This is a genomic window from Allobosea sp. FW305-C-101 (assembly GCF_058783685.1).
In genome coordinates, this window is record NZ_JBYSYT010000001.1 from 989,160 (window position 1) to 1,001,978 (window position 12,819).

The window sequence follows — 12,819 nt, forward strand, 5'->3', positions numbered from 1 at the left end:
CGATGGATATGTTCTCCAATCTCGCACTGGGCTTCGGCGTCGCGTTGACGATGAAGAACATCGCGCTCTGCTTCGCCGGCTGCCTCGTCGGCACGCTGATCGGCGTGCTGCCCGGCGTCGGGCCGATCGCGACGATCTCGATCCTGCTGCCGATCACCTTCGGCCTCGACCCGACCGGCGCGCTGATCATGCTCGCCGGCATCTATTACGGCGCGCAATACGGCGGCTCGACCACGGCGATCCTGGTCAACATCCCCGGCGAGGCGACTTCGGTCGTCACCACGCTGGACGGGCACCAGATGGCGAGACAGGGCCGCGCCGGCGTCGCACTCGGCACGGCCGCGATCGGCTCCTTCTTCGCCGGCTGCGTCGCGACCATGATCATCGCCGCGCTCGGCGCGCCGCTGACCAAGATGGCGCTGCTCTTCGGCCCGGCCGAGTATTTCTCGCTGATGGTGATGGGCCTGTGCTTCGCAGTCGTGCTCGCGCGCGGCTCGATCCTCAAGGCCTTCTGCATGATCATGCTCGGCCTGCTGTTCTCGACCGTCGGCACCGACCTAGAGACCGGGCAGGAGCGCCTGACCTTCGGCATCGCCTCGCTCTCGGACGGCATCGACTTCTCGGTTTTGGCGATGGGCGTGTTCGGCTTCGCCGAGGTGCTGCGCAACCTCGAAAGCCCCGAGGCGCGCGACGTCGTCAAAGGCAAGATCGGCCGGCTGCTGCCGGACTGGAACGACATCAAGCAAGCGACCGCGCCGGTGCTGCGTGGCACGGCGATCGGCGGCATCCTCGGCATCCTGCCGGGCAACGGCGCCGTGCTCGGCCCCTTCGCCAGCTACACCATGGAAAAGAAGATCGCCAAGGACCCCTCCCGCTTCGGCAAGGGCGCGATCGAGGGCGTGGCGGGGCCGGAATCGGCCAATAATGCCGGCGCGCAGACCGCCTTCATCCCACTGCTCACGCTCGGCATCCCGCCGAATGCGGTGATGGCGCTGATGGTCGGCGCGATGACGATCCACGGCATCATCCCCGGCCCGCAGGTCATGACCCGCAACCCGGAGCTGTTCTGGGGCATGATCGCCTCGATGTGGGTCGGCAACCTGATGCTGCTGGTCATCAACCTGCCGCTGGTCGGCCTGTGGGTCCGGCTGCTGCAGGTGCCCTACCGGCTGATGTTCCCGGCGATCCTGATCTTCTGCTGCATCGGCATCTACTCGGTGAACAACCAGCCGCTCGACGTCGCCTTCACGGCGCTGTTCGGCCTGTTCGGCTACCTGCTGATCAAGCTCGGCTTCGAGCCGGCGCCACTGCTGCTCGGCTTCGTGCTGGGCAAGCTGATGGAAGAGAAGCTCCGGCAGGCGCTGATCATCTCGCGCGGCTCGTTCTGGACCTTCGTCGAGCGGCCGATCTCGGCGGGACTGCTGCTGGTCGCCGTGGCCGTGCTCACCATCGCGCTCTTGCCCTCGATCTCGAAGAAACGCGAGGAAGTCTTCACCGAATGACGGGGTTGCCGCCCCGGCGGCGGCCCCCCAGTTTCATCTCAAGCCAATCCCAGGGAGGAATACGCATGAAGAAGCTCGTTCTCGGCCTTGCCGCCGCCGCCACGCTGGCCTTTGCCGGCGGCGCACAGGCGCAGGCCTACCCGACGAAGCCCGTCACCATGATCGTGCCCTTCGCCGCCGGCGGGCCGACCGACATCATCGCCCGCATCGTCGCCGACCACATGTCGAAGACGCTCGGCCAGCAGATCGTGATCGAGAACGTCGCCGGCGCCGGCGGCACGACCGGCATCGCCCGCGCCGTCGCGGCCGCGCCGGACGGCTACACCATCGCGATGGGGCATCTCGGCACCTTCTCGGCGGCGCCCGCCACCTATCCCGGCCTCAAGTACGACCCGATCAACGGCATGCAGACGATCGGCCTGGCCGGCGGCACGCCGATCCTGATCGTCGCCCGCAAGAACCTCGAGGCGCCCGATCTCAAGGCCTTCGTCGCCGCCGTGAAGGCCAATCCGGACAAGTTCAACGAAGCCCATGCGGGCCTCGGTTCGGTGTCCTGGACGACCTGCACCCTGCTCAAGGGGATCCTCGGCACGCCGAAGATCAATGCCGTTGCCTATCGCGGCACGGGTCCTGCCCTGAACGACCTCGTCTCCGGCCAGGTCGACTTCATGTGCGACCAGATCGTGTCGGTCGCCGAGCAGGTCCGCGCCAATACGATCAAGGCCTATGCCATCGCCTCGGCCCAGCGCTCGCCGGCCCTGCCCGACGTGCCCACCACCAAGGAAGCCGGCCTGCCCGAGTACCAGATCGAAGCCTGGAACGGCATCGCCGGCCCGAAGGGCATGCCGAAGGAGGCCGTGGACAAGCTGGTCGACGCGCTCGGCAAGGCGCTCAACGACGAAGGCACCAAGAAGCGCCTGCTCGACCTCGGCACCGTGTTGCCGACGGCCGAGGAGCGGACCCCGGCCGGCTTCGCTGCGCTGATCAAGCGCGACGCCGACAAGCTGACGCCTGCGCTCTCGGCCGCGCCGAAGCAGTAAGCTTCCAGCGCTCTCAGACGACGATGCGGCGGGCCCTTATGGCCCGCCGTTTTCGTTTCCGGCATCGCGTTCATCAGTTACGCATCTGGGTCAGGCTTCTGTGCTGACCCACCAAAGCCTTGTTCTGGAAAGCTTTTCTCAGGTTCGTTTCCGACCGTTAACATCTCGTGACCCGATTTCCGGGAACTGTTCCCGCGCGCCTTGGTTGTCCCGCCGAAGATTAGCTTCGAAAGGAGACATCCCATGTTCAAGAAGCTTGCTATCGTTGCCGCCCTGGCCATCACCCCGGCGGTCGCCTTTGCCCAGAGCCAGCCCTCGGGCGGCGCGGTCGGCGGTGCGACCAGCGGCGCTGCGGCGGGCGCGGTTGGTGGCGCCGTCGTCGGCGGTCCTGTGGGCGCCGTGGTCGGCGGTGTCGGCGGTGCCGTGGTCGGCGCGATCGTCGGCGATGCGGCCGAGCCGAAGTTCCGTACCTATGTCGTTCAGCAGCGCGTCCCGTCCTACACCTATGCCGAACCGGTCGCGGTCGGCACGGTCCTGCCGCAGCAGGGCGTCGTCTACCACCAGCTGCCGGCCGATTACGCGCCGAACGCCTCGAACTATCGCTATACGGTCGTGAACGACCGTACCGTGATCGTCGAACCGCAGACGCGCCGCATCGTCCAGATCATCGAGTGATCCGGCACCTCGATTCAGGCGGCACCTGAATCTATTGGAAAGCCCGCCCCCAACCGGGCGGGCTTTCTGTCGTTCGGATATTGCGAAGCGTCAGCGGGTTCCGAACATGCGGTCCCCGGCATCGCCGAGGCCGGGGACGATATAGCCATGGTCGTTCAAGCGCTCGTCGATCGCCGCGGTCCAGATGCGGACATCGGGATGGGCGCCGCGCAGGCGGGCGATGCCCTCAGGCGAGGCCAGAAGGCAGACGAAGCGCAGATCCTTGGCGCCACGCTCCTTCAGGCGTTCGACCGCCGCGACGGCGGAATTGGCCGTCGCCAGCATCGGGTCCATCACCACGATCATGCGGTCCGCGATATCGGAGGGCGCCTTGAAGTAATACTCGACGGCCTGGAGCGTGTCGGGATCCCGATAGAGCCCGATATGGGCGACGCGCGCGGCCGGGACGAGTTCCAGCATGCCATCGAGGAAGCCGACGCCGGCGCGCAGGATCGGGGCGAAGACCATCTTCTTGCCGGAAATGACCGGCTGCATCGATTTCTGCAGCGGCGTCTCGATCTCGATCAACTCGGTCGGCAGGTCGCGCGTCACCTCGTAGCAGAGCAGCATGCCGATCTCGTTGAGGAGCTGGCGGAAACTCTTGGTGGAGCGATCCTTCTCGCGCATCAGCGTGAGCTTGTGCTGGACCAGCGGATGGTCGACGACGGTGACGCCGTCCTGGCTCGAAGTCATCAGCCGGTTACCCCTCTATCTCTCGGACTTGGCTTACCCTCAAAATACCGTGCCATCGCTGACGATGGTCAAGGGCGGGCTGCCATCCACACGCTTTTCGCGCGCGATCCGGCGCCCGGCCGCCCAGGTCCCGCCTTCGAGCACCTTGGCGAGCGGCAGTTCCTCGCGCGAACGGCCGAGGCGCTGGCGGATGAGAGCGCCGACCTCGTCGAGCAACGCGACGGTCAGCGCCCGCCATTCGACCACGAGGGGCGACGAGACCTCGTGCGCCTTCGTCCGATCCGCCTCGTCCTTCAGCGCGATGACGCCGCTGTCGAGGAAGAGCCCGCCATTGCGGTATTCCGGCAGGCCGGTCATCTCGTCGATATCGACCACGGTGATGCCGGCCCATTCCAGCGGCTCGATCAGCGAATAGGTCAGCCATTGCGAGAGCTTGTGGAAGGGCACGAGCCCTTCGGTCGGCTTTCCCGGCGCGATCAGCGGATGACGCCAGGTGTCGCCGAGCGCGACGCCGGCCAATGTCAGGCGCGACGGCCAGATGCCGCCGAAGGTGCCGAGCACCTCGCCCAGCATATGCGGCGCCCGCAGCGTGCCGGTCTCGGCGGCCGCGGCGAAGCGATCGAACAGGGCGCCCGGCCGCGACAAACCTTGCCGTTCCAGTTCCTCGCCGAGGCGGTTGAGTAGGGCGGCACGGCCTTCGAGCGCCAGCAGCGGATTTTCCGGGCCGGCCTGGAAGCCGCGCGCCAGAGCCGGCGCGTCGAGCCGCTTCAGGCCGGCCGCATCGGCTTGCAAGGGCTTGGCGGGATCGCTGGAGAACAAGCCGGCGGCGAACATGTCGAGCGAGGCCAGCGCCAGCCCTTCCGAACGGCCGATCTCGCGGCCGGTCGCGGCATCGCGATAGCGCCAGTCCGGGCCTGCACCAGCATCGAGCAGGACGCTGACGACAGCGAGGTCATAAGCGGCGCGGCCGCGTGCGGCGGGGTTGGCGAAGCCGGCGGTCTTGTCGAGCTTCTGCCAGCGATCCTCGCCATCGACAGTGAAATGGCGCCAGCGGGCGTGGAAGGGAATGTCGAGCGTCGGATAATTCGCGCCGATCGTCTCCAGTACGTAGTCGGCGCAGGCCTCGAGCCGGTCCGGATGCACGCTGAAATGCAGCAGCTGGCCGGCGAGCCCGAGCTCCAGCATCTCCTGCGCGCGCTCGCGCACGGCCGTGGGTTTCAATAGGGCGCGGAACGCCTCGGGATCGCGGTCGGGCATCATCAACTCGGGCAGGCGTGACGGAATCAGAACTTGTCGAGGTCGCGACCGACCGTCGATTTCAAGGCGTTGTCGCCGGGCGCGCCGTCGGGCGAGTAATAGCCCGCCGCCTTCTTGGCCTCGATCTCGACGGAGGCGTCGGGCGGGATCAGCTCCGGCGGGATCGCGACGCGCTCGCCGATGGTGATGCCGCTCTCGACCATGGCGTCGTATTTCATGTTCGACATCGACATCAGCCGGTCGATATGCGTGACGCCGAGCCAGTGCAGCACATCCGGCATGAGCTGCTGGAAACGGGCATCCTGAACGCCGGCTACGCATTCGGTGCGCTCGAAATAGGTCGCGGCGGAATCGCCGCCCTCCTGGCGCTTGCGGGCATTGTAGACGAGGAATTTCGTGACCTCGCCGAGAGCCCGGCCCTCCTTGCGGTTATAGACGATGAGGCCGACGCCGCCGCTCTGGGCCTCCTTCACGCATTCCTCGATGCCATGCGTGAGATAGGGCCGGCAGGTGCAGATATCGGAGCCGAACACGTCCGAGCCGTTGCACTCGTCATGGACGCGGCAGGCAATGCGCGTCTTCGGATCGGCGAGCCGCGAAGCCTCGCCCATGACGTAAGCCGTGATCGAGCCGATCGGCGGCAGGAAGACCTTGAGGTCCGGCCGCGTCACCAGCTCGGGATACATGCCGCCGGTCTGCTCGAAGAGCGTGCGGCGCAAGTCGCTCTCGGTCGTGCCGAAGCGCTCGGCGATGCCCGGCAGGTACCAGACCGGATCGACCGCGATCTTGGTGACGCTGATATCGCCGGACGCATGCAGGATATGGCCGTCGGCCGCGAGACGATGCGCGCCCATCGCGGCGAGGATCTCGGGCAGGTTGAGCCTGGCCTTGGTAATCGCGATCGAGGGGCGGATGTCGATGCCCTCGCCGATCAGCCGGCCGAAATCCTGCGCGACCGTGTGGCCGAAGGGATCGAGCGAGACGATTCTTTTCGGATCGGCCCATTGCGGCTGCGGCAGGATTTCCGCCGTCGGATAGGTGTTGGTCAGGTCCGGACGCTGCGAGGGGTTCATCGTGCGGGCCGAGATCGCCAGCGCCCGATACACCGAGTACGAGCCGCCATGGGCGCCGATGACGTTGCGGTCGGCCGGGTTGGTGGTCGAGGCGATGATCGGGCCGCGCTCAGTGGCGGTGGCTGCCCCCCATCGGATGGGAAAGCGCGCGGCTGCGCTGCCCGGCTCGGGATGGGAAGTCAGCCTGATATGGCCGTTGCGGTTCGGCGCGTTCATCGCGGTCACGTCCTGAAACGGAAAAGGGCCCCGGACGGGGATCGTCCGGGGCCCTCTGGACCTCGTGAAGTCTGAACCAGCGCGGTGACGCCGTCAATCGCCTTAGAAAACAGCGAGATAGCGCAGCAGCGAGATGATGCCGATCACGATCACGATGATCTGCACGACGTTCTTGATCTGCCCATCGAGCGGCAGCATCCGCACGAGGTAGAGCACGAGGCCGATGACGAGAACGGTGATCAGCAGCGAAATCAGAATGGACATGCTTTCAGCCCTTTATCTCGGCCGGTAGCCGGCCCCCCGGAGCCCAGCCGCGACGCATTCGCGGCTTGTCAGCCCCGCCGACAGAACGTCGCAGGGCGGGAATAGGTTCCGGAAGCGGGTTTGCCGGCGAAGGGGGAGCCGCGGCTTGCACGGTCAGAGCCGCCGTCATGGCCGGGCTTGTCCCGACCATTCATCTCTTCCTTCGGGCCACGCGGTGTCCAAGACGTGGATGCTCGCCACAGGGGCGAGCATGACGGCTAGGTCAACCCGCGATGCGATCGAAATCTGCGACCGCGCGCGTCGCCTGACGGAGTTGGTTGAGCAGCTTCAGGCGGTTGGCGCGCAAGGCCGGATCGGGATCGTTGACCGTGACCTTGTCGAAGAAGGCATCGACCGCCGGGCGGATTTCAGCGAGCGCGGCCATGGCGCCCTCGTAATCCTCGTTAGCGACCGCAGCCTCGGCCTTCGGCGTCGCCTGCGCGAGTGCTACGGCGAGCGCCTTCTCCTCGATCAGGCCGGCCTCGGCGATGAGATGCAGGTCGGGAGCAGCAGCAAAGGCGCCCTCCCCGTCCTTCTTCTCCTCGGCCTTGAGGATATTGGCGGCGCGCTTGTAGCCGGCGAGCAGGTTCCGGCCGTCCTCGGTGTCGAGGAAGCGGCCAAGCGCGGCGACGCGGCGGGTGATGAGGAGGAGGTCGTCGTTGGCCGAAGCGCCCTCGCCCAGCACAGCGTCGACGAGATCATGCCGCGCGCCCTGGTCGCGCAGCATGACTTTCAGGCGGTCGTGGAAGAAGGCGAGCAAACCGTCACTGATTTCGAGGAAACGTTTCGGCTCGATAATTCGATCTTTCCTTGCACCAATCAGCTCCTCAACTACAGAGCCAAAGGCTTCACCCCGAAGGTCAAACGTTTGAAGGAATTCATAAATCTTATCAGCGTGATCTCTACCGCCCATGAATATATCGCGATGCATGTGGAGCATGAACGCAACCCCAACTCCACGAAGCACCAGATTGAGACGCACCCCATTCTCGACCACCAGCCGGATCACACCCAGCGCCGCGCGACGCAGCGCATAGGGGTCCTTGCTGCCGGTCGGCTTCTCGTCGATGGCCCAGAAGCCGACGAGGGTGTCGAGCTTGTCGGCCAGCGCCACGGCCACCGAAACCGGATCGTTCGGGACGCGATCGGACGGCCCGAGCGGCTTGTAATGCTCCTCGACCGCCGCGGCGACCGAAGCGTCCTCGCCCTGCAGCTCGGCATATTTCCGGCCCATCAGGCCCTGCAGCTCGGGGAACTCGCCGACCATCTCGGTCGGGAGGTCGGCCTTGGCGAGCTTGGCGGCGCGCTCGGCCTTCGCCGGATCAGCGCCGACGATGGGAGCCAGTTCCCGCGCCAGCGCCGCGATGCGCTGGACGCGCTCGCCTTGCGTGCCGAGCTTGGCGTGGAAGACGACGCCGAGCTTGTCGAGCTTGGCCATGCGCTGGTCGAGCGGCTTGGCGAGATCGAGCCCAAGCTTTTCGGCGCTGTCCTTGAAGGTATCCAGGTCCGGCAGCGAGCCGCGATCGGTCTGCCAGAAATAGGCGGCGTCCGAGAGGCGCGCGCGCACGACGCGGCCGTTGCCGGCGGTGATCGCGACGCCGCCGTCGCTGGCGACGAGGTTCGAGATCAGGATGAAGCGATTGGCGAGATTACCGGTCGCCGGATCGCGCAGCACGAAGCATTTCTGGTTCGCGCGGATGGTGGCGCGGATCGCCTCGCCGGGGATGTCGAGGAAGCGCTCCTCGAAGGAGCCCATCAGCACGACCGGCCACTCGACGAGGCCGGCGACCTCCTCCAGCAGCCCCTCGTCCTCGACGAGATCGAGCCCCTGCGCGAAGGCAAGGTTGCGGGCATCGGTGAGGATGATCTCCTTGCGGCGGTCGGCATCGAGCACGACCTTCGCCTTCTCCAACGAGGTCACGTAGTCGTCGAGGCGCTTCACCGTGATCGGACCGGGCGCATGGAAGCGATGGCCGTAGGTCACGTTGCCCGAGACGATGCCGTCGACCTCGAAGGGCACGACTTCCGGGTCCTCGGTTTCGGCGGCGCCGAAGGTGCAGAGGATCGAGTGCAGCGGGCGCACCCAGCGCAGGCTCGCGCCGGCGGCCGAGGCCTTGCCCCAGCGCATCGATTTCGGCCAGGGGAAGGACCGGATCACGGCCGGCACGATCTCGGCGATGGCCGCGACGGTTTCCTGGCCGGGCTTCTCGATGATGGCGACGTAGGAATCGCCCTTCTTGGGATCGCTGACGATGGTCGCCTGATCGAGCGAGGTCAGGCCCGCCGCCTTGAGGAAGCCCTGCACAGCGGCGTCGGGCGCGCCGACACGCGGACCTTTCCGCTCCTCACGGACATCGCGGCCGCGAACGGGGAGACCGGCGATATGCAGCGCGAGCCGACGCGGCGTCACGAAGGCCTTGGCGCCCTCATAGACGAGGCCGCGCTCGACCAGCGCATCGGTGACGAGCTTCTTCAGGTCCTCGCCGGCCTTGCGCTGCATGCGCGCCGGGATTTCCTCGGAGAACAGTTCAAGCAGAAGATCGGGCATCAGTTCGCTCCCCCGCCGACGGTCTTCAGCCAGGCCGCGCCGCAGGCCTTGGCGAGCTCGCGCACGCGCAGGATGTAGCTCTGCCGCTCGGTGACCGAGATCACGCCGCGCGCATCGAGCAGGTTGAAGATATGGCTGGCCTTGATGCACTGGTCATAGGCCGGCAGGGCGAGTTCGTGGCGAGGCTGATTGGCGCCCGAGGCCGGCTCGCCGGCCGCGAGCAGCGCCTTGCACTCGGTCTCGGCGTCGGTGAAATGCTGGAACAGCATCGCCGTGTTGGCATGCTCGAAATTGTGCCGGGAGTATTCCTGCTCGGCTTGCAGGAAGACATCGCCATAGGAGATGCGGTCCTCGCCATCGAGGCCGTTGAAGTTGAGGTCGTAGACGTTCTCGACGCCCTGGACATACATCGCCAGGCGTTCGAGGCCATAGGTCAATTCACCCGCGACCGGGGCGCATTCGACGCCCGCGACCTGCTGGAAATAAGTGAACTGGCTGACTTCCATGCCGTCGCACCAGCATTCCCAGCCGAGGCCCCAGGCGCCCAGCGTCGGGCTCTCCCAGTCATCCTCGACGAAGCGCACGTCATGCAGGCCGAGATCGACGCCGATGGCGCGCAGCGAGTCGAGATAGAGTTCCTGCAGGTTCGGCGGCGACGGCTTCAGGATGACCTGGAACTGGTAATAGTGCTGGAGCCGGTTGGGGTTCTCGCCATAGCGGCCGTCTTTGGGGCGGCGCGAGGGCTGGACATAGGCTGCCCGCCACGGCTTCGGCCCGAGCGCGCGCAAAGTCGTCGCCGGGTGGAAGGTGCCGGCGCCGACTTCCATGTCGTAGGGCTGCAGCACCACGCAACCTCGCTCGGCCCAGAAGCGCTGCAGCGTCAGCAGCAGCCCCTGGAAGGAGCGGGTCGGGTCCATCGCCGGGGAGGAAGCCGGGATGGCGGAATGCGAGAGTGGCGCGGGGGCGGACAAGTGCCTGCAACCTTCCGATAACGAGGGAATGGCGGTGATTAGGGTTCGGGCCCGCCATGGTCAAGCTTGCACGGGAACCGCAGCCGGACAGGTTTCGTTCATAACCGGTCTGATATCGACAAAGGCAACCGCATGGTCAGCGATGTTCGGGGCGAGCATTTGATGCCGGGCCGGCGGTCGAACAACGAAGGAGTACGCCCGTGTTGACAACCCGCATCATTGCCGCCGCCTTTGGCGCCGCAACCTTGCTCGGTGCCGCCATGAGCAGCGCCCCGGCCTCTGCGGCCCCGATTTCCGCCGGCACGACCTTTGCCGCCGGCGCCGAGACCGGCCTCGTCCAGCAGGCCTGGCATCGCGGCCGGCCGCATTACGGCCCGGGCCGCCCGCATGTCCGCCGCTGCTGGACCGAGACCCGCCGCTTCTGGAACGGCCGGCGCTGGATCGTGCGCCAGCACCGCATCTGCCGCTGAGCCGGCCTCCCGCCGGTTTCGACGGGGCGAGCTGAACGGCGCCGCTTCGCGCCGTTCAGCAGCAACGGCCTCGCCTTCCGGCGGCAATGACGCGTCACCCATCGGCACTGCCGATGGCTCGATCGACGGAGAAGACCATGTTCCGGACAGCGCTTATCGCGACCGCCGTGGCGGGTGCCCTCGGGGGCTTCGCCCTGACGGCCGCCTCTGCCCCTGCGGCTCCGGCTAGCGCTCAGGCAGGCCAGACCGCGCAGGCTGGCGAAAACCTGGTCGAACAGGCTCAATACCATCGCGGCCCGCGCCGTCATTATGGCCCGCGCCCCTCCTATCACCGTCCGCGCTGCTTCTGGTCCGAGCGTCGTATCTGGGATGGCTGGCGCTGGGTTGTCCGCCCGGTGCGGGTCTGCCGCTGAGCGGCAGCAAGCATGGCCGCATTGCGGCCATTGGCTGAAGGCAAGGTGAACGGCGCGATCCCATGCCGTTCAGGTTCGGCGACGTAATGTCACAACTCAAGGGCGGCGTTTCATCCGACGGCAAGCGTTGCCGACGCCATCTCATGGAGGTTTTCATGTTTCGGACAATCATCGTCACGGCGGCGACCGCCGGCGCGCTGGGCTTGGCCGGCCTCGGCAGCACCTCTGCCTCCGCTGCTCCGGTCGGGGCCGCCCCGATCGCGGCCACCGCCGACGCGAGCGAAGGCATGGTGCAGCAGGCGCAGTATTATTACGGCCCGCGCCGCTATTACGGGCCGCCGCGCTACTATGGCCCGCGCTATTACGGCCCGCGGCGCTATTATGGCCCGCCGCGCTTTTATGGTCCGCGGCCCTATTACGGCCCGCCGCGCTTCTACGGCCCGCGTCCCTATTACTGGTAATCGGGAGCCAGGCGCTCGCGGCCGCGATGCACCGCATCGCTGAGCGGGGTCAGCCGTCCGTCGGCACCATTGATCACGAAAGCCGGCAGCAGAGCTGCCGGCTTTCTGCTGTTCAGGACGGCGGTGACGATGATCCGGATCGCCGGCTTGTCGGCGAAGGCATGAACCGGCCGGATCGCGACCGCACCGAAACCGGTTTGGAGACCGGCCAGCACCTCCGGCAGCGCCTCCACCGTGTGAATGAGCGCCAGATGCCCCTGGGGCTTGAGCAGGCGCCGGGCAGCCCGCAGCCATGGTTCCAGGGCCCCCTCGGCCATATGGGCCGCCTTGCGATTCGGAACCGGCGAAGCCTTGCTCCCGCCCGGCGGGTAGAAGGGTGGGTTCATCGCGACCGCATCATATGAGGCGGCGGCCAAGCCGAGCTCGGAGAGAATCGGGGCGCGCGCCGTGATATCGCCGGCAACGGCCGTCATGCGTCCGGCCATGTCGTTGAGCCCGGCATTGCGCACGGCCAGCGCGGCGAGTTCCGGATCGCGCTCCAGCAACGTGACATGCAGATCGGGCTGGGCCAGCGCGGCCGCGAGGCCGACCGTGCCCACGCCCGCGCCGATATCGAGCAACGCACCCTGCCCCAACTCCGGCAAGGCAGCTGCGAGCAGGATCGCGTCGCTGCCGGCGCGATGGCCCTTGCGCGGCTGGAGCAGCCGCAACCGGCCATCGAGCAGGCGATCCTCGACGATCTCGCCCAGCGCCGAGGTTGGCCCGATTTCACTCATCGCGGAGTTCGGCGCCGTAGCCCGCCTCGACCAGCAAGGCGCGAGCGCGCTTGCGGTCGGCCTCGCGCACCAGCAGGCGGCGCGGGAAGGCGCCGATCATGCCTTCAAGCGAGCTGATATGCTGGTCGGCGATCAGGCAATCGAGATTGGCGGAGGCCAGCAGCGCCTCGACGGCGCCGAGCAGGATGAGATCATTGGTGCGCATGAGTTCGTGCATGGCTCCATGGAGCCCAAGCACCCCGCCCTGCGCAAGAGCCCGGCACTTTCAGCCCTCGCTCACGCAAAGGTGCGGCGTCGCGCCGGTTTGCAGGGGCTGGCGTCCCATGCGACGGTTGTGGCATGGCAAGCGCGCGCCGTCCGGCGCGAGTATCCGACTTGGAGT

General features: G+C 67.0%; 14 protein-coding genes. 6 read left to right on the forward strand and 8 right to left on the reverse strand.

Annotated elements, in window-relative coordinates:
* The first annotated feature begins 2 nt into the window (after nt 1-2).
* The 3 genes from AC3WMA_RS04690 to AC3WMA_RS04700 all read left to right on the forward strand — a co-directional run bounded on the left by AC3WMA_RS04690 (nt 3) and on the right by AC3WMA_RS04700 (nt 3,217).
* Entirely contained in the window at nt 3-1,502 is a 1,500-nt protein-coding gene (locus tag AC3WMA_RS04690; RefSeq protein ID WP_492284221.1) for a tripartite tricarboxylate transporter permease, read from the forward strand.
* Nucleotides 1,503-1,567: 65 nt separating this feature from the next.
* Nucleotides 1,568-2,542: a tripartite tricarboxylate transporter substrate-binding protein gene (locus tag AC3WMA_RS04695; protein WP_492284222.1), complete on the forward strand. Its 975-nt coding sequence runs from the start codon at nt 1,568-1,570 to the stop codon at nt 2,540-2,542.
* Nucleotides 2,543-2,785: 243 nt separating this feature from the next.
* Nucleotides 2,786-3,217: a DUF1236 domain-containing protein gene (locus tag AC3WMA_RS04700; protein ID WP_492284223.1), complete on the forward strand. Its 432-nt coding sequence runs from the start codon at nt 2,786-2,788 to the stop codon at nt 3,215-3,217.
* A 90-nt stretch (nt 3,218-3,307) separates the two neighbouring features.
* Here the strand turns inward: AC3WMA_RS04700 and upp are convergent, their stop codons facing one another.
* From upp to AC3WMA_RS04730, 6 genes are all read right to left on the reverse strand, one after another.
* Nucleotides 3,308-3,949, reverse strand: coding sequence for a uracil phosphoribosyltransferase (upp, locus tag AC3WMA_RS04705; RefSeq protein WP_257732500.1), 642 nt, complete (start codon nt 3,947-3,949; stop codon nt 3,308-3,310).
* Between the two features lie 39 nt (nt 3,950-3,988).
* Nucleotides 3,989-5,206, reverse strand: a complete 1,218-nt coding sequence (locus tag AC3WMA_RS04710) for a URC4/urg3 family protein (RefSeq protein ID WP_492284224.1) — start codon at nt 5,204-5,206, stop codon at nt 3,989-3,991.
* 26 nt (nt 5,207-5,232) lie between these two features.
* Nucleotides 5,233-6,495 carry a GTP cyclohydrolase II gene (locus tag AC3WMA_RS04715; protein ID WP_492284225.1) on the reverse strand — a complete coding sequence of 421 codons (1,263 nt, stop codon included), beginning with the start codon at nt 6,493-6,495 and terminating at the stop codon, nt 5,233-5,235.
* Between the two features lie 102 nt (nt 6,496-6,597).
* Entirely contained in the window at nt 6,598-6,759 is a 162-nt protein-coding gene (locus AC3WMA_RS04720) for a Thivi_2564 family membrane protein (protein ID WP_091855869.1), read from the reverse strand.
* 262 nt (nt 6,760-7,021) lie between these two features.
* Nucleotides 7,022-9,346 carry a glycine--tRNA ligase subunit beta gene (gene glyS / locus AC3WMA_RS04725; protein ID WP_492284226.1) on the reverse strand — a complete coding sequence of 775 codons (2,325 nt, stop codon included), beginning with the start codon at nt 9,344-9,346 and terminating at the stop codon, nt 7,022-7,024.
* Nucleotides 9,346-10,263 (reverse strand): glycine--tRNA ligase subunit alpha, encoded by a 918-nt coding sequence (locus AC3WMA_RS04730; protein WP_492284746.1) that lies wholly within the window; start codon nt 10,261-10,263, stop codon nt 9,346-9,348. The genes glyS and AC3WMA_RS04730 overlap by 1 nt, the downstream gene beginning before the upstream one ends.
* Nucleotides 10,264-10,517: 254 nt before the next feature.
* Between AC3WMA_RS04730 and AC3WMA_RS04735 the strand changes: the two genes are divergently transcribed.
* From AC3WMA_RS04735 to AC3WMA_RS04745, 3 genes are all read left to right on the forward strand, one after another.
* On the forward strand, nt 10,518-10,787 hold the full coding sequence (locus tag AC3WMA_RS04735) for a hypothetical protein (RefSeq protein ID WP_492284227.1): 270 nt from the start codon (nt 10,518-10,520) through the stop codon (nt 10,785-10,787).
* Nucleotides 10,788-10,924: 137 nt separating this feature from the next.
* The gene (locus tag AC3WMA_RS04740) at nt 10,925-11,200 is read left to right on the forward strand and encodes a hypothetical protein (protein ID WP_492284228.1); all 276 of its coding nucleotides are present in this window, start codon (nt 10,925-10,927) and stop codon (nt 11,198-11,200) included.
* A gap of 155 nt (nt 11,201-11,355) precedes the next feature.
* The gene (locus tag AC3WMA_RS04745; protein WP_492284229.1) at nt 11,356-11,661 is read left to right on the forward strand and encodes a hypothetical protein; all 306 of its coding nucleotides are present in this window, start codon (nt 11,356-11,358) and stop codon (nt 11,659-11,661) included.
* Here the strand turns inward: AC3WMA_RS04745 and AC3WMA_RS04750 are convergent.
* Together AC3WMA_RS04750 and AC3WMA_RS04755 are read right to left on the reverse strand one after the other, a co-directional pair.
* Entirely contained in the window at nt 11,652-12,437 is a 786-nt protein-coding gene (locus tag AC3WMA_RS04750) for a tRNA1(Val) (adenine(37)-N6)-methyltransferase (protein ID WP_492284230.1), read from the reverse strand. The two genes, AC3WMA_RS04745 and AC3WMA_RS04750, sit on opposite strands and share 10 nt — an antisense overlap.
* Nucleotides 12,430-12,654, reverse strand: coding sequence for a putative signal transducing protein (locus AC3WMA_RS04755; RefSeq protein ID WP_492284231.1), 225 nt, complete (start codon nt 12,652-12,654; stop codon nt 12,430-12,432). The genes AC3WMA_RS04750 and AC3WMA_RS04755 overlap by 8 nt, the downstream gene beginning before the upstream one ends.
* Nucleotides 12,655-12,819 lie beyond the last annotated feature (165 nt).

Excerpts from the sequence above, each read along its gene's own strand:
- AC3WMA_RS04755 (WP_492284231.1), bottom strand. The coding sequence starts at position 12,654 with ATGCACGAACTCATGCGCACCAATGATCTCATCCTGCTCGGCGCCGTC.
- AC3WMA_RS04690 (WP_492284221.1), top strand. The coding sequence starts at position 3 with ATGGATATGTTCTCCAATCTCGCACTGGGCTTCGGCGTCGCGTTGACG.
- AC3WMA_RS04730 (WP_492284746.1), bottom strand. The coding sequence starts at position 10,263 with ATGGACCCGACCCGCTCCTTCCAGGGGCTGCTGCTGACGCTGCAGCGC.
- AC3WMA_RS04740 (WP_492284228.1), top strand. The coding sequence starts at position 10,925 with ATGTTCCGGACAGCGCTTATCGCGACCGCCGTGGCGGGTGCCCTCGGG.
- AC3WMA_RS04715 (WP_492284225.1), bottom strand. The coding sequence starts at position 6,495 with ATGAACGCGCCGAACCGCAACGGCCATATCAGGCTGACTTCCCATCCC.
- AC3WMA_RS04695 (WP_492284222.1), top strand. The coding sequence starts at position 1,568 with ATGAAGAAGCTCGTTCTCGGCCTTGCCGCCGCCGCCACGCTGGCCTTT.
- AC3WMA_RS04720 (WP_091855869.1), bottom strand. The coding sequence starts at position 6,759 with ATGTCCATTCTGATTTCGCTGCTGATCACCGTTCTCGTCATCGGCCTC.
- upp (WP_257732500.1), bottom strand. The coding sequence starts at position 3,949 with ATGACTTCGAGCCAGGACGGCGTCACCGTCGTCGACCATCCGCTGGTC.
- AC3WMA_RS04700 (WP_492284223.1), top strand. The coding sequence starts at position 2,786 with ATGTTCAAGAAGCTTGCTATCGTTGCCGCCCTGGCCATCACCCCGGCG.
- AC3WMA_RS04745 (WP_492284229.1), top strand. The coding sequence starts at position 11,356 with ATGTTTCGGACAATCATCGTCACGGCGGCGACCGCCGGCGCGCTGGGC.
- AC3WMA_RS04750 (WP_492284230.1), bottom strand. The coding sequence starts at position 12,437 with ATGAGTGAAATCGGGCCAACCTCGGCGCTGGGCGAGATCGTCGAGGAT.
- AC3WMA_RS04710 (WP_492284224.1), bottom strand. The coding sequence starts at position 5,206 with ATGCCCGACCGCGATCCCGAGGCGTTCCGCGCCCTATTGAAACCCACG.
- glyS (WP_492284226.1), bottom strand. The coding sequence starts at position 9,346 with ATGCCCGATCTTCTGCTTGAACTGTTCTCCGAGGAAATCCCGGCGCGC.